This is a genomic window from Roseivirga sp. AWQ4_251 (assembly GCF_056158225.1).
In genome coordinates, this window is record NZ_JBSWSW010000002.1 from 778,750 (window position 1) to 797,221 (window position 18,472).

Genomic DNA, 18,472 nt, shown 5'->3' on the forward strand with positions numbered 1-18,472 from the left:
TTCGCTTCGTCAACATTCCTTTCAGTTGTTGGTACTACATTCTATAAATCCCTACTTTTGCCCCGTATATAAAGAACATGTCTACAATGGTATCTGATCGAGTGAAAAACATGGCCGAGTCGGCCACGCTTGCCATGGCCGCTAAAGCCAGAGAGTATAAAGAGCAAGGCATTAATGTAATTAGCCTAAGCTTAGGAGAACCCGATTTCAAAACCCCTCAACACATTCAAGATGGCGCCAAGGCCGCTATTGACGAAGGCAAATACTTTGCTTATCCGCCAGTAAACGGTTATGCCGACTTGAGACAAGCCATTGTTAAAAAGTTTAAGGAAGAAAACGGACTTAACTATACTGCCGATCAGATTGTGGTTTCTAACGGAGCTAAGCAATCTATTGCCAATATCTTCTTAGCCCTTTTGAACGAAGGTGACGAAGTAGTGGTATTTTCTCCATTCTGGGTAAGCTACTCTGCCTTGATCGAATTGGCGGGCGGTGTACCTGTTTACATCAAAGGAGGCATTGAATCAGACTTTAAAGTAACTGCAGATCAGCTTGAAGCTGCTATCACGCCAAAAACCAAAGCGGTTATTTTCTCTTCTCCTTGTAACCCTACAGGTTCTGTTTTTACTAAAGTAGAACTAGAAGCCATTTCTAAAGTGGTTTTAAAGCACGAAAACCTTGTGGTTATTGCCGATGAAATTTACGAGCACATTAACTACACCGGAGCTCACGCCAGCATTGGTGCTATTGATGGCATGCTGGAAAGAACCGTTACCGTAAACGGAATGGCCAAAGGTTTCGCCATGACGGGCTGGAGAGTTGGTTATATTGGCGCTCCAACTTGGATCGCCAAAGCCTGTAATAAAATTCAGGGTCAGTTAACTTCTGCCAACTGTAGCATTGCCCAAAGAGCCGCTTTAGTAGCTTTAACCACCGATCTTGGCCCAACTCAAGAAATGGCCAAAGAATATTTAAGAAGAAGGGATTTGGTGAAAGAACTTTTAGACGAAGTTCCTGGCTTTAAAACCAACCTACCAACCGGAGCTTTCTACTTCTTCCCCGATGTAAGTGAATTATTCGGTAAATCTGATGGTTCTACCACCGTCAAAGATGCCAACGACCTAAGCATGTATATTCTAGAAAATGCCCATGTTTCTGTTGTAACCGGAGATGCTTTTGGCGATGAAAACTGCATAAGACTGTCTTACGCAGCTTCTGAAGCCGATCTTCGCGAAGCCATCAAAAGAATTAAAGAAGCAGTATCAAAATTGAAATAATGTCGCATACCAACGTCAACGATCTTTTCGAAGCATTTTCTAAACTCAAAGTACTGGTTATTGGAGATGTAATGGTCGATTCTTATGTATGGGGAAAAGTTTCTCGCATTTCGCCAGAAGCGCCCGTACCCGTAGTTTTAGCCGAAAGAAAAGAGAAGAGACTTGGTGGCGCTGCCAATGTAGCACTCAATGTACAGTCGTTGGGTGCTACACCTATACCTTGTGCCATTGTGGGCGAAGACCTTGATGGCGAATTCTTTTTATCTCGATTAGAAGACAAAGGCATTCCTAGCAAAGGAGTGATTACCAGCGCTGAAAGAGAAACCACCGTAAAAGAGAGAATTCTTGCAGGTTCTCACCAAATGCTCCGCGTAGATACCGAAACGGATCGTGATTTAAGCGAACTCGAACAAAAGTCACTTCTTCAGCATATCAAAAACCTATTGCCTGAGTGCGATGTGGTGATTTTTGAAGACTATGACAAAGGAGTTATCAACCCAACCATTATTTCAGAAACCATAAGCGAGGCCAACCGTTTGGGCATTCCCACGGTAGTGGATCCCAAAAAGCGCAACTTTATGGATTATAAAGGCGCCACACTCTTCAAACCTAATTTGAAAGAGCTTCGCGAAGGTTTGGGAATAGCAGTTGACCCCAAAGATCTGAACTCCATCCGCGAAGCTGTAAAACTGCTTCAGGAAAAACTGAATGTAAAAATGGTGATGGTAACGCTTTCAGAACATGGCGTTTTCATTAAAGACAACGGAGACACTCACCTTATTCCAGCACATGTGCGTCAAATTTCAGATGTTTCCGGAGCTGGTGACACTGTAATCAGCGTAATGGCCTGTGCCTTGGCTTCTGGTTTATCGGCTAGTACATCTGCGGCTATCGCAAATTTAGCAGGTGGTTTGGTTTGCGAATATGTTGGCGTTGTGCCTATCAATAAAGAGGATTTAGCCGAAGAAATCGAAGACAACGAAATTCTGAGCTAATGCCTTTCATTAATCTCGAACATGTAGAAGCAAAGGAAATTGTGCCAGGTTTTACCGCCAGAATGGTGCATTCCGAAAACATGACCTTGGCTTATTGGGACATTAAAGCGGGCAGTGTATTGCCTGAACATTCACATCCTCACGAACAAGTTGCTGCGCAGGTAATCAGCGGGGAATTTGAACTTACCCTTGAAGGAGAAACCAAGCTGATGAAAGCAGGCGATATAGCCGTTATTCCTTCCAACGCCATCCATTCAGGCCGAGCCATTACCGACTGCCAACTGCTCGATGTTTTTAGCCCTGTAAGGGAAGATTATAGGTGAGGGAAAGGATTTCTTAGATTTGATTTCCACTTTAAAAGTCTATAGAAATGCCAAACCTCCTCCGCTACTCCGGTAAAGACATTCAGGATATAGACTTTGATTTTTGGCTCGAACAAAAAGCTGAAATACTTAGGCCACTTGCTGCTCAATGGATGGAAGCAATTAAAAACGTTGGTCCCGAAGTAGAGACCATTATTCACGACAATTACCCTATTGGCTGCATTGAGGACGCACCTTTCGCCTATGTGAATGCCTTCACATCGCATGTAAATGTTGGTTTTTTCTATGGAGCTTATCTACCCGACCCTTCAGGAATATTAGAAGGCACAGGAAAACATATGCGCCATGTAAAGCTTAGACCTGGTACTGAGCATAATGAGAAAGCTATTTCTACTTTGATAATGGCAGCTTACAAAGACATAAGGAATAGGCTGAACTATTAATCAAACCATACCTTCTTCCACAAACTCCTTCCCTTTTTCTCATTTTTTTGAGGTGGGACAATAATATCGTTGGTTTGTAGAGTAAATCTGATTCACAAAAGAAATGAAGGTCAAACCATTCACCTTTGCAACTCATACACTGATATGGATATTACTTCTGGTAATTCCATACGTTTCTACCGATCAGGTTTATAGCGCATTGGATGCTTCCTCTGACAAAAGGTACTTGCTGCTCTGCCTAGCCCTAAGCTCAATTCTGATCATTGTCTTTTACTTCAACTATCTATTTCTAATTCCAAAGTACCTCCTCACCAAAAGGTATTGGCTTTACTTTGTATTATTATTCCTAGTGATTGTTGCCGTTTTTCTGATTTCTGGAATGATTTTCTTCTCTCCCGATTTCAAATCAGAAACAGTGCCCGAAACGGAGAAGATCTTTCCGGTAATTATCGTCAACTCCTTTCTATTATGGCTGCTTTCCATAGTGTCGTCTATCTTGTGGACAGGTTATAACAGACTGAAGCAAACCGAAAGTGAGAAGCTTTCAGCTCAAATTGCCTCGCTCAAATCACAAATCAATCCACATTTCCTGTTCAACACCCTAAATAACATTTATGCCACTGCCATAGATAGCTCACCAAAAACAGCCGACATGGTAGACAAGCTCTCTGAGATGATGCGCTATTCCATGAAAAACTCTCAGCAAGACTTTGTGCTTCTTGAAGATGAAATAAACTATGTAAGCAATTTCATCGAGCTGCAGAAAATGAGGTTAGACCGAAGTGTTAAACTAGAATTCAATAGCCCGGAAAGCATACCTTCCTTGCGAATTGCACCTATGCTGATAATACCATTTGTTGAGAATGCTTTCAAGCACGGTGTCAATTCTGAACAGAAAAGTCATATTAAAATTGAAATCTCGATGGAAAAGGAGCAGTTTCAACTGAATGTCACCAACAATAAAGTTGATGTTCAAAGGGATATCTCTGAGAGCAGCGGTTTGGGTATTGAAAACACAAAACACCGGTTAAATCTGAGTTACCCATCAAAGCATCTTCTGGTAATTAACGACAGAGAAAAGACGTTTTCAGTCTCACTACATATCAACCTACAATGATGAATGCCATTGCCATAGACGATGAACCTTTAGCACTTTCTGTGATTCTATCCTTGTGCGAGAAAAGCGATAGCGTTAGTCTCATCAAAACCTTTACCCAGCCAAGTGAGGCACTAAAGCATTTGAAGAAATTTCCAGTAGACCTTATTTTCTGTGACATTCAGATGCCAGCAATGACGGGCATTCACCTGGTCAAATCAATGCAGCAAAACACCATGGTAATTTTTACCACAGCCTTTAGCGAATATGCGGTTGTTAGCTATGAACTAAATGCTATCGACTATTTGCTAAAACCTATTAATCAAAAGCGGTTTTCAAAAGCCATTGCTAAGGCCAAGGAATACTTCGACCATATTCATCAGAAAGACAATAGTGAAGAAAAAAGCATTTTCGTTCGTGCAGACTTCAGTTTAGTCAAGATTCCTCTGGACGACATACTTTATATAGAGGGGCTGGCAGACTACCTGAAAATTCACATCAAAGACCGAAAACCTGTTGTGGCCAGAATGTCCATGAAGTCAATGATGCAGAAACTACCTGAAACAGACTTCATAAGAATACACAGAAGCTTCATTTTACCTTTCAAAAGCATTGAAGCTGTTAGAGGAACCACCATCAGTATTGGAGAAAATGAGTTCCCAATTGGAAAGACATACATCAAAGACTTTTTTGCTCGATATTCTTCTTGATCGGTCTTCAACATAAGCCTGATTATAACTCATCTTAAGCCAGAACTCGTCCTTCTTCGCTCAATCCTAGCCCTTCTTCTCAAAAAATTTGTGGGCACTCCTGTTTGCTACACTTTCGTGAAGTCAAAAACAAAATTTCACAAATGCAGAGTGAGTCGAAATGTCACTCTGCAACAATTCACGAGTATGTATAGGAAATCATCAATAATCGCCCTACTGCTTCTTTTGGGAACTCAGCTTATTCTGGCTCAACAGAAGCACACCATCAGTGGCACAATCAAAGACAAGGAAACAGGTGAAACCATGATTGGTGTAACCATTTATCCTCTAGAACTTTCTGGAGTTGGAGCAATATGCAATGAGTATGGCTTTTATTCTCTGACCTTACCTCAGGGAGAATACCACATTGTTTACACATTCATTGGATACAAAACCGATACGGTTCTGGTAAACCTTAACGCAAATGTGAAATTAGATCGAGCTCTATCCGAAGAGGTTTTAGAGATGCAAGAGGTTGTAGTTACAGCAGAACGGGAGGACGACAACATTACCAAAGCCGAAATTGGCGTGGAAAAGCTGGATGTAAAGGAGGTGGCCAAACTGCCTGTCATCTTTGGCGAGAAAGACGTGCTTAAGACTATACAATTGTTGCCTGGTGTGAAATCGGCCGGTGAAGGAAGTAGTGGCTTCTTTGTGCGAGGTGGTTCAACAGATCAGAACCTGATCTTGTTGGACGAAGCACCGATATATAATGCCTCCCATCTTCTGGGCTTCTTTTCAACCTTTAACAGCGATGCCCTGAAAGATGTGACCATCATTAAAGGGAACAGTCCTGCACAATACGGAGGAAGACTATCGTCTGTACTGGATGTTAAAATGAAAGAAGGCAATAACCAGAGATACACTCTTTCTGGCGGAATTGGTCTTATAAGCAGTAAACTCAGCCTCGAAGGACCAATTGTAAAAGACAAAGGTTCATTCATAGTCTCAGGTAGGCGTACTTATGCTGACCTATTTCTAAAACTCACAGACGACTTTAAGGATAACTCATTGTATTTCTATGATTACAATGTGAAAGCCAACTACCGGATCAATGATAAGAACAAACTCTTTCTTTCCGGGTACTTTGGTAGAGACAAATTGCTAGTTGGTGCCTTTGGTATTGATTGGGGAAACAAAACCGGCACCCTCAGATGGAACAGCTTAATAAGCCCGAAGCTCTTCTCTAATACATCAGTGATTTTCAGCAACTACAGTTATAAACTGGGCATTACTAGTGGAGACAGTTACCTAAATATTAACTCAGAAATTACAGACTGGAACTTCAAGCAAGAGTTTCAATATTTCCCTGACTTTAAAAACTCTATCCGCTTTGGATTCAATAGTATCCACCACAATCTTGTTCCTAATCGGTTTACAGGAAATGTCATTGATGAGCCTCAAAAGAGTGGCAGATACGGTTGGGAAAACGCTGCCTTCATCAATAATACCATGGAGCTAAACCCTAAATTCACTCTTGACTACGGTTTGCGTTTCAGCGCTTACTCCATACTTGGCGGAGACACCTACAATATTTATGATCAAGGTGTTCTTACAAATAGCATAGTGTTAGAATCGGGAGATTTTGGGAAAACCTATTATAACCTTGAGCCTCGAATGCAATTCAATTTCTTGCTCAATCCAACCAGTAGCATAAAAGGTGGCTACGCCCGAAATACACAGCATATGCACTTGTTGAGTAACAGTGGCTTCAATACTCCCACAGATCAATGGATAGGTAATTCCTACAACATTAAACCTGAAATCTCAGATCAAATCAGTTTGGGCTATTTCAGAAACTTCAAGGATAATCAATACCAGTTCAGCGTTGAAACCTATTATAAAAACCTCCAGAACCAGGTAGACTATAAAAACGGGGCTGACATTAATTCTGCACCCGACATTGAAAGTGAGCTGCTTTATGGAAAAGGAAGAGCCTATGGTGTTGAATTATTAATAAAGAAAGCACAAGGCAAATTCACAGGTTGGGTTGGCTACACTCTTTCCAAAACCGAAAGAAAGATTGAAGGTATCAACAACAGCAATTGGTACAATGCCAAGCAAGATCGCACCCATGACCTTTCTGTAGTGACCATGTATGAGCTGTCGGATCGCTGGTCACTCTCAGGTCTTTTTGTTTATAATACCGGTAATGCCGTTACCTTTCCAAGTGGAAAATATGGTATTGGAGACAATACGGTTTTCTACTATGACAAGCGCAACAGCTACCGCGTTCCGGCCTATCACCGCCTTGATTTTGGTGCGACCTACACAAAACCACATAAAAACAAAAGGTTCGAATCTTCGTGGAACTTCAGCATTTACAATGTCTATGGCCGACAAAATGCATTTTCAATTCGGTTTGAAGACGATCCAAGTGATTTGACAAGAACCAGGGCAATGCAGACATCACTCTTTCGCTGGGTTCCTTCAGTTACCTACAATTTCAAATTCTAAGACATTATCATGAAAAAATACATAAGCATCTTTTTGGTCATTTGTTTCTTCACTTCGTGTGAAAAAGAGATCGATCTAGATTTAGACAATGCCGGTTCACAGATTGTGATTGAAGGCAATATTTCTGACCAATCCGGTCCATACAGGGTAAGGATCACTAAAACGGTCGGCTTTTCTGACCCTAACAGCTTCCCTCCTGTTTCTGGTGCTATAGTCACCATTTCTGACAATGAAGGGACAATAGACAACTTAACAGAGACTTCCCCCGGCATTTATGAGACAAGCATTATCTCAGGTAAATCTGGAAACACCTATACCCTAAATGTTAATGTAGAAGGCAAAGAATATTCTGCTGTTTCAACTATGCCAGAAAAGGTCAGTTTAGATACCATTCAATTCGATGAATTCAATGAACCCGGAGAAACAGACACCTACTCCATAGTTCCACTGTTTATCGATCCCGAAGAGTTTGGCAATAACTACCGCTTTTTCTTCACTGCGAATGGCATTGCAGATAAGTCCTTTCAGGTGACTAATGACAATATTGGTAATGGAGGGCTCAACCAGCAACCATTCTTCAGCGATGACCTGAAGTTTTATAAAGGCGATAACATAGAGGTAACTATGCTCTGCATTGATTTAGACACCTACAACTACTATTATACTCTGTCTCAAATTGAAGAGAGCGGTCCAGGCGGTGGGGCAACCCCATCTAATCCACCGAACAATATTACTGGTGGCTCATTGGGTATTTTCTCCGCTTACACAACTGAAACAAAAACCGCGATTATCAGGTGATAACAGACACATCAAGATTAAAAAGTGAAATCAGAAACCAGAAGACAATATTTTAATGTCATCAGGCAACTGCTCATTAAAACCGGAGTTCCAAATTCACAAATATCTCCCAAAACGATGTTAAGGGATGATTTAAAACTAGACAGCAACGACTACTACTTCCTAAAGGTCGATATCGAGGAGCTATTCAATACCCCCATCGATATCGACCTCGTTTTTGAATCGAAAACGATTTCTGACTTGGTAACACTTCTTGTAAATTCAATACCAGAATAATTTTGGTTAAACCATTAATATTCAACCCATTAATTAGAAACCAGCAAAAAATTCACTATCAACCTAAAATATTTTCTTGGCTCGGTTGTCTACCTAATCAAGAGCATAGATTAATGATCGCAAAATGAGAATGAAAGGGTTTATATTTAAATACAGGTTCATCTTCTTTCCACTGTTTGGAGCCATAGCCTTGACCTTATTCGGGTCGGTTATTATGCTGCTGTGGAACTGGCTAATGCCCGAAATTTTTGGCTTAACCACCATCACTTTCTGGCAGGCACTTGGGCTATTCGTATTATCAAGACTCCTTTTTTCGGGCATGGGACCAAAAGGTAAACACAACCACCGTGGAAAATGGGGATCGCATGCCGGGCGTGAAAAGTGGATGAACATGAGCCCAGAAGAACGCAGGGAGTGGTTCAAAAAAAGGAAGTTTGCCGAGTGGCAAAGCCGTATGGAAAATTTCTGTTCCGATTCAGAAACCCACGAAAAAGATGCTCCTCACGGTGAGTAAAACTGAACATAGGGAAAATATTGAAAGACAGATTAAGGAGCATCAGCCCCGAATTCGATCTTTCATTAAAAACAGGGTGCGAACCACCGAAGACGCTGAGGATATAGCGCAGGATGTGTTCTATCAGTTTGTGCAAACCATGGACACTACGCACAATCCGATAGAAAATATTTCGGGCTGGCTGTTTCGTGTGGCACGAAACCTTATCATAAACAAAAACAAGAAAAAGAAAGAAACCAGCCTTCCGATTGATGCTGACGCAGATGAACAAGATGACATTATTTCATCCTTGTTTCCACAGGCCGATGAATCCGAAAGTCCGGTAAATGTATATATCCGCTCACTGATGTGGGAAGAACTGGAAAGAGCACTAACAGAACTTCCCCTTGAGCAACGCGAAATCTTTGAACTGACAGAACTGGAAGGATTGCCTGTAAAAGAGATTTCGGAAGTAACAGGAGTGGCCGTAAACACTTTGCTTTCAAGAAAGCATTATGCGGTAAAATTTCTTCGGAAAAGGCTCCGATCAACTTATGAAGAACTGATAAATCAATAATTCAAAACAACCTTACTCAAAACTATTACTATGATCCACGTTTTTAAAACTTCTGTAATGAGCGAAAATCAGGCTAGTCTCGTGGGCTCATTTTTGAATATTTTGCTGCCTTTGGAAAAATGGAATTTCGATCTGGAAGACTGCGATAAAATACTTCGGGTAGAAGCCGCTGAAATTCCTCCACAAACTGTAATCACCATTCTCAACAGCCAAGGCTTTGATTGTGACGAGCTGCCTTAGAGATGCTTTAATTCTAACCGACAGAACTACAACTTTCCAAAAGCTCTAAACTTTTGGAAAGTTTAATCCCCTTCATTGATCCAAAGTTCTGAACTAGCATTTATACCAAGCATTCAGAGCGAATGTTTAGGAGAAATAACCACTACCACTTCAGATTTTAAAGAGAGCGATTTAAGCGTTCCGCTTTTAGGGAAGTTTTTAGATAAGAAGTAATTTCCAGCAGAGCTTTCCAAAAGTCTAGAACTTTTGGAAAATTTATCATGTCCCTTCCCTCCTACCACTCATGGATTTGCAAGGCAATAAGTGTTGAAATACTATAATTACTTCTAACTTATTTCTCATAATCAACCTTAGTACCATGAAGCCATTTCTTTTTATAGGCACCTGCCTTCTTTTTATCTCCTGCCATTCTCCAAAACAATCCGAAAAACAAGAAACCAGCCAATGGACAAACCTCTTCAATGGTAAAGACCTTTCTGGTTGGGACACTTACGTAGGTCCCAATTACAATCCGGAAACCAAACAATTTGAAGGCGAAAACATGGGCTTAAACAACGACCCAAACCATGTTTTTTCAGTAGTAGAAGAAGATGGAGCTTCTGCCTTACGCATTTCGGGAGAAAATTTTGGAGGTATTTCCACCACTCAAGAATTCAGCAATTTTCACTTGCAGCTTCAATTCAAATGGGGCGAACTTAAATGGCCTCCACGCGAAAACTCAAAGCGCGATAGTGGTGTGCTCTATTTTGCTGTGGGTCCACATGGCGTGGATGCCAATGCTTGGATGCGCTCTCAAGAGTTTCAAATTCAAGAAGGCGACTGTGGCGATTATTGGGGTGTAGCAGGTGGCGCATTTGATATTCCGGTGGTAAAGGATGGTGAAAACTTCATCTACGACCCGAAAGGAGAGAAAATGTATTTCAGCGAAAACAGCGAAAATAACAGACATGTAGTGAAAAGCCCTGATGGAGAAAAGCCGACAGGCGAATGGAATACAGTCGATTTATATTGCTTCAATGGAACTGCCGTGCATATGATCAATGGAAAAGTAGTGATGGTGCTTTACAATTCGCGTCAAATTGAAGGCGAATCATTAGTGCCTCTAACCAAAGGGAAAATTCAAATTCAGTCCGAAGGCGCAGAGGTTTTCTACCGAAACTTAAAAGTTGAAAATATCAGTGAGCTTCCTGAAGGGGTATAAACAATTGCCTGGAACTCAACTTTCTCAAAGTTTAAAACTTTACGAAAGTATATTCATCTAGAACAGAGCTTCACAAATTCCATTCAACATGCATTCGAGATGCTTTTCATTAAATTCACTCCATGAAAAAAGCCCATTACCTACTTTTAATCGTTTCAGCCATCATTGTTTCCTGTAAAGAGAAGAAGAAAGAAACCACCAACGAGACTATAGCAACTTATGCGAACCCGATAGATGTAGAATTTGGAGATCCATATATTCTGAATGACGGAAACGGCACTTACTATATGTATGGCACGGGCGGTGGTGCCGAAGATGGATTTGCAGCCTATTCTTCTACTGACTTGGTTAATTGGAATTTTGAAGGCCAAGTGTACACCGGCAATACAGCAGATTCTTGGAACGAAAAGTGGTTCTGGGCTCCGGAAGTTTACAAACGAAACGGCAAGTATTACATTTTCTTCAGCGCTCAATGGAAAGAAAACCCCACCCATGAAGAAGAAAACTTTATGATTGGCGTAGCGGCATCGGACAAACCCACTGGTCCCTTTACCGATCTTTACGATCGCCCCATTTTCAATCCTGGATACCCCATTATCGATGCCAACGTACTTTTCGATAAAAACGGAAAAACGTACCTGTACTATTCACGCGTTTGCTATAAACATCCTGTAGAAAGCGAAGTGGCAGATTGGGCTCATGAAAAAGGTTTGTATAATGAAATCGAAGAAAGTTGGGTATATGGCGTTGAGCTTAAATCCGATTTTAGTGGAGTAATTGGTGAACCTCAGTTATTGCTGAGACCGCCAGTAAATATGGACGATGAGCAAGCGGAATGGGAAAGTAGATCGGTCACTTCTCAAGAAATCAACAAAAGATGGACGGAAGGCTCTTTTATTTTTGAGCGCAAGGGCACTTACTACATTATGTATTCTGCCAATTATTTTGCTGGTAAAAACTATGCAGTGGGTTACGCCACAGGCGATAATCCGCTGGGCCCATTTACCAAAGCGGCCAACAACCCTGTATTGCAAAAGAATATTGACCAAGGAGGCGATGTAACTGGCACGGGCCATAACATGGTTTTGTTCAATGCCGATAGTTCTAAAATGTACACTGTGTATCATGGCAGAACTACCCAAAGTGGCGATAATAGAGTAGTTTTCATTGATGAAATGCACATTAATGAACAAGGTCAGCTTATCGTAGATGGCCCAACTACAAAATCTCAGCCTCTACCTTTCAAGCCATAAGAAGATACTTTTCATGCCACTTTCCTATGATTTAAAACATGGGAAAGTGGAACTCCAGCGCTTCACACCCTTCTATTTTCTTACCTTTATTCCTGCTATTAAAATCCATTTTTCATGAAAACCATCATCCAATTTTTCTGTCTTGCCTTTCTTTTATCGGCCATTTCTTGTGCTCCAAAAAAGTCAGAAAAGGTAGAGTTCATTATCCTTCAAATGAATGACGTTTATGAAATTGCTCCATTGGAAGGCGGTAAAGTTGCAGGCATGGCACGAGTAGCTACAGTGCGAAAGAATTTGCTGAAGGAAAATCCGAACGTAATCACCACCCTTTCGGGAGATTTTGTGAGCCCTTCTTTAATAGGAACTTTGACTTACCAAGGCGAGAAAATCGCGGGCAAACATATGGTGGAAGTGATGAATGCCCTTGGTGTTGATATTGTAGTGCCTGGCAATCACGAATACGATATTAAGGAAGGAGAATTACTGAAACGCATTGCTGAATCGGAGTTTGACTGGACTACCACCAATGTTTTTCATGTGGTAGATGGAAAAGTAACCGACTGGCAGCAAAACGGAAAGGCTTTTCCAGACCATATCATGAAGACTTTCGATGGCGTTGATGTTGCTTTTTTTGGTAGCACCGTGCCCTTCAACAAAAAGGATTACGTTAGCTATACTGACAAATACGCGTCCGTAAAGCAAGTGTATGAAAAGGTGAAAGATGAAGCCGAAGTATTGGTCGGCATTACGCATTTGGAAGAGGAAATGGACGATTCTTTGGCTACTTATTTTGTGCCAGAACTCGACCTTTTATTAGGTGGCCACGATCATACCAACATGAAATACAACTTTGGCAAAACCATTATGACCAAGGCCGATGCCAACGCAAAAACTGTGTATGTTCATCGCGTGAGTTTTGACAAAGCAACGGACAAAGTCAGCATTAATTCTGAGTTGGTTCATATCGATTACACCATTCAAGAAGACCCTGAAGTGAAAGCTGTCGTAGACAAATGGGTCAACATTTCGAATGAAAGCATGGCGGCCATGGGATACACACCGGATGAAATCGTAATGACAACTTCTGACACTTTGGATGGCCGAGAAAGCAGTATTCGCTATGAACCTACAAACTACCCAATCATGACGGCCGAATCATTTCTATTTGTGGCTCCACAAGCCGATTTAGCTGTTTTTAACTCAGGCTCTATTCGCCTGGATGATCAGCTTACAGGAACCATCACCGAATATGATATTTTGCGCTCCTTCCCTTTTGGTGGTGGCATCGCGCTCGTGGATTTAAAAGGAGATGTGGTTGAAAGAATTCTGGAAACCGGCACCGTAACCAATATTGGGATTGGTGGCTATTTGCAGTTGGCTAATGCAGAAAAGAAAACAGACGGATGGTACATTAAAGGCGTAAAACTTTCACCTAACAAAACTTACAAAATGGCCTTACCTGAATTTGTTATGGGCGGAGGAGAAGCCAACCTTGAGTTCATCAAAAACTACGAAAGCCAAGCCACAAACCCAGAAAGTTTTGGAGACATCAAAAATGATGTCCGAGATATTATTATGGCTTATTTTAGATCGTTGGACTAACAATAGTAGTAAAGTCGAATAGACTGACCTTGATACCTTTCTATTAAATTCTAGTTATTAGTATTTTTGCTGCGATGAAAATACTAGTCATAGAAGACGATCCTACCTTAAATAAAAACATCAATGAGGCACTAACTGCCGAAGGATTTAATGTTGAGAGTGTCTTTGATGGGCTATTAGCTGAAAAATTACTTCACCGAGAAACATTCGATTGTATTGTGATGGACATTAATCTACCTGGAAAAACTGGGTTTGATCTCTCCAAAACATTCCGGTTTTTCAATCTTGACACTCCAATTATTATGCTAACCGCTTTTGACGAATTGGAAGATAAAGTCAGAGGTTTTCAAAATGGAGCAGACGACTACCTTACCAAGCCTTTCTTCATGAGAGAACTTATCATTAGAGTTAATGCATTGATCAAGAGAGCCAAAAACAACAAGTCAGATGCTGGCGAAAATGCTCCCATTATCGCAGGAGACATTACCATTTTCCCTCTACAGAAAAAGGTTCTTCGGCAAGGAAAGGAGATCTCTTTTACACCGAGGGAATTTCAAATACTCAAAATGCTTTGCCAAAACAAAGGGGAGCTTGTTGCCAAAAAGGAACTTATTTCTGAAATATGGGGAAGCTCGTTCGATGCTAACACCAATACTATTGAAGTGTATGTGAATTTTTTACGCAAGAAGCTAGATAAGCCCTTTGGGAAGAATAGCATAAAGACAAAAGTGGGTTATGGCTATTATCTGGATGTAGAATGACTATCCGCAATAAAATATTAATATACTTCTCTAGCACAGTCATTGTGCTGTCTGCCATTTCTTTGATCATCATTTACATTCTATTCTCAGAATACAGAGAAGAACAGTTTCAGCAACTACAAAAAGATAAGGTCAGATATACAATAAAGCTCATTATTGAATACAAACAAATGAGCGAGGAGCTTGCCAGTATTATGGATGAGCTTACAATCCATGACTTTTATGACGAAAAAATGCTGGTATTTGACTCAAAGAAGGACCTTATCTTCTCCAGTATTGATGATCTGCAGATTGAAAGCTATGGACACATTCTCAATGAACTCTCTCCTGCCAAACAGTGGATTGAAACTAAAGAGGGAGAATATGACATAGTTGGGGTTTATCTGGAAAACAATGAAAAAAGCTACTATGCTATTAGCAAGGCCTTTGATGCTGTTGGCTATTCTAAAATGTATTTCCTAAGAAACGTTCTGATCGTACTGTTTACAGCCATTGTTGTTGCAGTAAGCTTTGTGGCACACTTCTTATCTAATAGAATATCAAAACCTCTGACAAAACTGGCCGAAAAACTTGGCACACTGGACCTAAGTGGAGAACTCACTCCTGAGTTAAAACCAGAAACTTCATCTTACGAGCTTGAATTGCTCACTGAAAGGTTCAACCAACTTTCAAGAAGAACCAATGAGGCCTTTGCTTTTCAAAAACACACTATTCAGCACATATCTCATGAGTTGAAAACCCCCATTGCTATACTAGTCTCTGAACTGGAGAAACTAAAAGACTACTCCGATGTAGCCAAAATTAAAACGGAACTAGATCATCAAATCAATAAGGCCAAAGCTTTGGGAGATATAATAAAGGCACTGCTTGAAATTTCTAAAATAGAGTCCGGGCAAAAGATTTACTCCGAGAACATCCGTCTAGATGAACTGATCTTTGATATCATTCAGGAGCTAAATAGCATTCACCCGGATTTCAATTTCGAGGTTAATTACGAACCTGAAGATATAGACGAAAATACGCTGGCCTTAAAAGCTAATAGCATGTTAATCAAACAGGCTTTTCAAAACTTACTTGCCAACTGCATAGCATACTCTGACAACAAAAAAGCCGAAATAAAAATAGACTGCACCAACCCTGAGAAATTAAAAATATCCGTGATCAACTCTGGTAAAACCCTTTCCAAAGAAGAGGCCAAATACCTATTCGATCACTTTTTTAGAGGTGAAAATAGCCGTGGCAAAACCGGGTTCGGCCTAGGTTTGGTTCTTGCTAAAAAGATATTTGCCTTTAGCAATGGTAGTATTTCCTACTCATCCACTCTTCCTAATGAGAATGCCTTCAACATAGTTTTTTCTGCAAGCTAACTGTTTTAAAACCTCTCCAAAAATTAGTAATTAACTGGCTTTCAATGGTTAACACACAATCCATTTAAGCTCAATTTTATTCGCTTTAAGGTTTTCTTAAGATTGTTGCCCTCACTTTTGTGGACTTAGAGAATTACTATGAACCATATAAAGCGCAGCACCCTTTTTTTCAGCCTTTTAATCCTTTCTATATCCACCAAAGCTCAAGACACCTTAAGATTAAGCAGTCAAGAATATGAAGCCATTTTTCTGAAAGAGAACCTATCTCTAATGGCTGAAAAGCTTGAAATACCCCAAGCTGAGGCTCAACTCATTCAAGCCAAACTATGGCCTAACCCAACTATTACCTTAGACCAGGTAAATCTTTGGGCTACACCAGGCCAAACTGGAGGAAATGAGGTAGTTCCTCCTCTCATTGGCGACTTAGGTAGAAACCAACAGTTTGCCTTTGAAATTGAGCAATTGATCATTACAGCAGGCAAACGCAAGAAGCTGATGGATTTGGAGCAAGTCTCAATAGAAAAATCCAAACAATATTTTGAAGACATATTGAGAAACCTCAAACTCGAATTCCGAGGCCAACTCATAAACCTTCAACACTTACAGTTTAGCAAGAACATTTACATCAATCAGTTAAACTCTGTGAGACAACTCACTCTGGCTTATCAAAGACAGGTAGAACTAAGCAACATTGCTAAAGGAGAGCTAATACGTCTTAAAGCCCTTGAGTTAGATATGGCTAAAAACATCAACTCCATTAACACTGAAATTCATAGTGCACAAAAAGAATTAAAGCTTTTAATGCACCTATCTCCAGCTACCTATATTGAAGTTTCACCTGACGGGTATTTCAAAAAAACTGACCATCTAAAACTACTGATGGTCAACGACCTAATTATTGATGCCAAAGAATTTAGGCCCGACTATCAATTGGCAATCCTCGAACAAAGCTATACTAGCAAATTGCTCGATTATGAAGTAGCTCAAAAAACTCCAGACCTTGCCCTAAAGGCATTATATGATAGAAATGGTAGTACCATGCTCAACTTTGTTGGCTTTGGAGTTTCCATATATCTCCCCTTTTTCAACCGTAATCAGGGAAACATTAAGCACGCACAGATTGGAGTAGAGCAATCCGAAATCTTGGCAAAACAAAAAGATGCAACGGTTGAACAAGAAGCTGCATTGGCTTATCAGAACCTACTTAATGCTATTGATTTTATAGAGAGTATCGAACCTAATTATGAGAATTCTCTAGATGAACTTTTAGAAAGTTACACTACCAACTTCACTAACCGCAACATCAGCCTATTGGAATATCTCGACTTCCTTGATGCTTATCTGGAAAACAAGAAAATCATTTTGGAAGCCACAAAAGACCTCAATGAGAAAGCTGAAGAATTGAATTATGCCATTGGCAAAGAAGTGATCAACTAAATCATCAGAAAAAAGAAAATGAAAAATAAGAATCAATTGATTTGGGCACTCTTTATAGTAGCCCTATTGTCTGCTTGTGACAATAACAAAGAGCCACAGAACGATCATATAGTAGCTGACAAATTCTGTTTAGATGACTCCTTCAAAAGTAAAATTTCCCTTGAGCAATCAATTAAAAAACCTGTTACTGAAGGAATTCACCTCACGGGTGCAGTAGAGCCAAATCCTGACAAGGTGATTCATTTCATAAGTCTGGTTGGAGGTATAATTTCTAAAACTTATTTCTCATTAGGCGATAAAGTTAATGAAGGCCAGGTTTTGGCAGAGTTAAAAAGTACAGAGTTAAGCAGTCTGCAGGCCGAACAAAAAAACCTTACCTCTCAGGCCAAAGTAGCTCAAAAGAAATTGGACGCAATACAGGCCATGTATAGCGATGGCATTTCATCTGAGAAAGACCTCATTGAAGCCCAAACCGATTTGGACATTATTGAAGCAGACCTAGAAAAAGTAAGAGCCTATCTGAGTTTTTTCAGTGCAAGTGAAGAAAAGGGTGTTTTCCAAATTAAAGCCCCCGCCTCGGGTATAATAACTGAAAAATCAATCACGGCAGGGAGCCAAATTTCAGCAGAGGGCGAATCATTATTCACCATTTCAGACCTGAGCCAGGTATGGGTTATGGTGAACATTTATGCCTCCAATGTAACCAGCATAAAAGAGAATATGCCTGTTGAAATTAAAACACTCTCCTATCCTGATGAAACCTTTAAGGGCAGCATTACCGCCATTTCACAAGTATATGACGATGAAGCAAGAGTGCTAAAGGCAAGGGTGGTATTACCCAATGACAACATTAAACTAAAACCGGGCATGCTAGTAGATGTCATGGCTTCGAAAGAAAGCAACACAGAAGCAGTAAGCATATCCACAGAATCTATTGTATTCGACAATAACCAGAACTTTGTGATTGCATATACTTCCGACTGTGATCTGACCATAAAGAAAGTTGAAATACTCACTAAAAATTCAGGACTCACTTTTATTGCTTCTGGACTACAAGAGGGTGAAAAAATCTTGAGCAAAAACCAGCTTCTCATCTACGAACAACTTAAAAACTTTCAGAACTAAAA

General features: G+C 40.4%; 19 protein-coding genes. All 19 read left to right on the top strand.

Annotated elements, in window-relative coordinates; genetic code table 11:
• Nucleotides 1-77 precede the first annotated feature (77 nt).
• Nucleotides 78-1,277 carry a pyridoxal phosphate-dependent aminotransferase gene (locus ACXACJ_RS17640; protein ID WP_475135733.1) on the top strand — a complete coding sequence of 400 codons (1,200 nt, stop codon included), beginning with the start codon at nucleotides 78-80 and terminating at the stop codon, nucleotides 1,275-1,277.
• Nucleotides 1,277-2,272: a bifunctional heptose 7-phosphate kinase/heptose 1-phosphate adenyltransferase gene (locus ACXACJ_RS17645; protein WP_475135734.1), complete on the top strand. Its 996-nt coding sequence runs from the start codon at nucleotides 1,277-1,279 to the stop codon at nucleotides 2,270-2,272. The genes ACXACJ_RS17640 and ACXACJ_RS17645 overlap by 1 nt, the downstream gene beginning before the upstream one ends.
• Nucleotides 2,272-2,595: a cupin domain-containing protein gene (locus tag ACXACJ_RS17650; RefSeq protein WP_475135735.1), complete on the top strand. Its 324-nt coding sequence runs from the start codon at nucleotides 2,272-2,274 to the stop codon at nucleotides 2,593-2,595. The genes ACXACJ_RS17645 and ACXACJ_RS17650 overlap by 1 nt, the downstream gene beginning before the upstream one ends.
• 47 nt (nucleotides 2,596-2,642) lie before the next feature.
• Nucleotides 2,643-3,038: a DUF1801 domain-containing protein gene (locus ACXACJ_RS17655; protein ID WP_475135736.1), complete on the top strand. Its 396-nt coding sequence runs from the start codon at nucleotides 2,643-2,645 to the stop codon at nucleotides 3,036-3,038.
• Between the two features lie 103 nt (nucleotides 3,039-3,141).
• The gene (locus tag ACXACJ_RS17660; protein WP_475135737.1) at nucleotides 3,142-4,155 is read left to right on the top strand and encodes a sensor histidine kinase; all 1,014 of its coding nucleotides are present in this window, start codon (nucleotides 3,142-3,144) and stop codon (nucleotides 4,153-4,155) included.
• Nucleotides 4,152-4,844 (top strand): LytR/AlgR family response regulator transcription factor, encoded by a 693-nt coding sequence (locus ACXACJ_RS17665; RefSeq protein ID WP_475135738.1) that lies wholly within the window; start codon nucleotides 4,152-4,154, stop codon nucleotides 4,842-4,844. Before ACXACJ_RS17660 ends, ACXACJ_RS17665 begins: the two co-directional genes overlap by 4 nt.
• A 186-nt stretch (nucleotides 4,845-5,030) precedes the next feature.
• Nucleotides 5,031-7,340: a TonB-dependent receptor gene (locus ACXACJ_RS17670; protein ID WP_475135739.1), complete on the top strand. Its 2,310-nt coding sequence runs from the start codon at nucleotides 5,031-5,033 to the stop codon at nucleotides 7,338-7,340.
• A 9-nt stretch (nucleotides 7,341-7,349) separates the two neighbouring features.
• On the top strand, nucleotides 7,350-8,138 hold the full coding sequence (locus ACXACJ_RS17675) for a DUF4249 domain-containing protein (protein WP_475135740.1): 789 nt from the start codon (nucleotides 7,350-7,352) through the stop codon (nucleotides 8,136-8,138).
• Nucleotides 8,139-8,162: 24 nt separating this feature from the next.
• On the top strand, nucleotides 8,163-8,414 hold the full coding sequence (locus tag ACXACJ_RS17680; protein WP_475135741.1) for an acyl carrier protein: 252 nt from the start codon (nucleotides 8,163-8,165) through the stop codon (nucleotides 8,412-8,414).
• A gap of 130 nt (nucleotides 8,415-8,544) precedes the next feature.
• Nucleotides 8,545-8,928, top strand: coding sequence for a hypothetical protein (locus ACXACJ_RS17685; RefSeq protein ID WP_475135742.1), 384 nt, complete (start codon nucleotides 8,545-8,547; stop codon nucleotides 8,926-8,928).
• On the top strand, nucleotides 8,909-9,484 hold the full coding sequence (locus tag ACXACJ_RS17690) for an RNA polymerase sigma factor (protein ID WP_475135743.1): 576 nt from the start codon (nucleotides 8,909-8,911) through the stop codon (nucleotides 9,482-9,484). The genes ACXACJ_RS17685 and ACXACJ_RS17690 overlap by 20 nt, the downstream gene beginning before the upstream one ends.
• 57 nt (nucleotides 9,485-9,541) lie before the next feature.
• Nucleotides 9,542-9,724 carry a hypothetical protein gene (locus ACXACJ_RS17695; protein ID WP_475135744.1) on the top strand — a complete coding sequence of 61 codons (183 nt, stop codon included), beginning with the start codon at nucleotides 9,542-9,544 and terminating at the stop codon, nucleotides 9,722-9,724.
• Between the two features lie 358 nt (nucleotides 9,725-10,082).
• Nucleotides 10,083-10,925 (top strand): 3-keto-disaccharide hydrolase, encoded by an 843-nt coding sequence (locus ACXACJ_RS17700; protein ID WP_475135745.1) that lies wholly within the window; start codon nucleotides 10,083-10,085, stop codon nucleotides 10,923-10,925.
• A gap of 122 nt (nucleotides 10,926-11,047) precedes the next feature.
• Nucleotides 11,048-12,178 carry a glycoside hydrolase family 43 protein gene (locus tag ACXACJ_RS17705; protein WP_475135746.1) on the top strand — a complete coding sequence of 377 codons (1,131 nt, stop codon included), beginning with the start codon at nucleotides 11,048-11,050 and terminating at the stop codon, nucleotides 12,176-12,178.
• A 114-nt stretch (nucleotides 12,179-12,292) separates the two neighbouring features.
• Nucleotides 12,293-13,780 (top strand): bifunctional metallophosphatase/5'-nucleotidase, encoded by a 1,488-nt coding sequence (locus ACXACJ_RS17710; protein ID WP_475135747.1) that lies wholly within the window; start codon nucleotides 12,293-12,295, stop codon nucleotides 13,778-13,780.
• A 74-nt stretch (nucleotides 13,781-13,854) separates the two neighbouring features.
• A complete protein-coding gene (locus tag ACXACJ_RS17715; RefSeq protein WP_475135748.1) occupies nucleotides 13,855-14,541 on the top strand; it encodes a response regulator transcription factor in 687 nt (228 codons plus the stop codon).
• Entirely contained in the window at nucleotides 14,538-15,908 is a 1,371-nt protein-coding gene (locus ACXACJ_RS17720; protein WP_475135749.1) for a sensor histidine kinase, read from the top strand. Before ACXACJ_RS17715 ends, ACXACJ_RS17720 begins: the two co-directional genes overlap by 4 nt.
• 138 nt (nucleotides 15,909-16,046) lie before the next feature.
• Complete coding sequence (locus ACXACJ_RS17725) at nucleotides 16,047-17,345, top strand: TolC family protein (protein WP_475135750.1); 1,299 nt, start codon at nucleotides 16,047-16,049, stop codon at nucleotides 17,343-17,345.
• 18 nt (nucleotides 17,346-17,363) lie between these two features.
• Entirely contained in the window at nucleotides 17,364-18,470 is a 1,107-nt protein-coding gene (locus ACXACJ_RS17730) for an efflux RND transporter periplasmic adaptor subunit (protein ID WP_475135751.1), read from the top strand.
• The last annotated feature ends 2 nt before the right edge of the window (nucleotides 18,471-18,472 follow it).

Coding starts and splice junctions, on each gene's coding strand:
- ACXACJ_RS17640 (WP_475135733.1), top strand. CDS start 78: ATGTCTACAATGGTATCTGATCGAGTGAAAAACATGGCCGAGTCGGCC.
- ACXACJ_RS17645 (WP_475135734.1), top strand. CDS start 1,277: ATGTCGCATACCAACGTCAACGATCTTTTCGAAGCATTTTCTAAACTC.
- ACXACJ_RS17650 (WP_475135735.1), top strand. CDS start 2,272: ATGCCTTTCATTAATCTCGAACATGTAGAAGCAAAGGAAATTGTGCCA.
- ACXACJ_RS17655 (WP_475135736.1), top strand. CDS start 2,643: ATGCCAAACCTCCTCCGCTACTCCGGTAAAGACATTCAGGATATAGAC.
- ACXACJ_RS17660 (WP_475135737.1), top strand. CDS start 3,142: ATGAAGGTCAAACCATTCACCTTTGCAACTCATACACTGATATGGATA.
- ACXACJ_RS17665 (WP_475135738.1), top strand. CDS start 4,152: ATGATGAATGCCATTGCCATAGACGATGAACCTTTAGCACTTTCTGTG.
- ACXACJ_RS17670 (WP_475135739.1), top strand. CDS start 5,031: ATGTATAGGAAATCATCAATAATCGCCCTACTGCTTCTTTTGGGAACT.
- ACXACJ_RS17675 (WP_475135740.1), top strand. CDS start 7,350: ATGAAAAAATACATAAGCATCTTTTTGGTCATTTGTTTCTTCACTTCG.
- ACXACJ_RS17685 (WP_475135742.1), top strand. CDS start 8,545: ATGAAAGGGTTTATATTTAAATACAGGTTCATCTTCTTTCCACTGTTT.
- ACXACJ_RS17690 (WP_475135743.1), top strand. CDS start 8,909: ATGCTCCTCACGGTGAGTAAAACTGAACATAGGGAAAATATTGAAAGA.
- ACXACJ_RS17695 (WP_475135744.1), top strand. CDS start 9,542: ATGAGCGAAAATCAGGCTAGTCTCGTGGGCTCATTTTTGAATATTTTG.
- ACXACJ_RS17700 (WP_475135745.1), top strand. CDS start 10,083: ATGAAGCCATTTCTTTTTATAGGCACCTGCCTTCTTTTTATCTCCTGC.
- ACXACJ_RS17705 (WP_475135746.1), top strand. CDS start 11,048: ATGAAAAAAGCCCATTACCTACTTTTAATCGTTTCAGCCATCATTGTT.
- ACXACJ_RS17710 (WP_475135747.1), top strand. CDS start 12,293: ATGAAAACCATCATCCAATTTTTCTGTCTTGCCTTTCTTTTATCGGCC.
- ACXACJ_RS17715 (WP_475135748.1), top strand. CDS start 13,855: ATGAAAATACTAGTCATAGAAGACGATCCTACCTTAAATAAAAACATC.
- ACXACJ_RS17720 (WP_475135749.1), top strand. CDS start 14,538: ATGACTATCCGCAATAAAATATTAATATACTTCTCTAGCACAGTCATT.
- ACXACJ_RS17725 (WP_475135750.1), top strand. CDS start 16,047: ATGAACCATATAAAGCGCAGCACCCTTTTTTTCAGCCTTTTAATCCTT.
- ACXACJ_RS17730 (WP_475135751.1), top strand. CDS start 17,364: ATGAAAAATAAGAATCAATTGATTTGGGCACTCTTTATAGTAGCCCTA.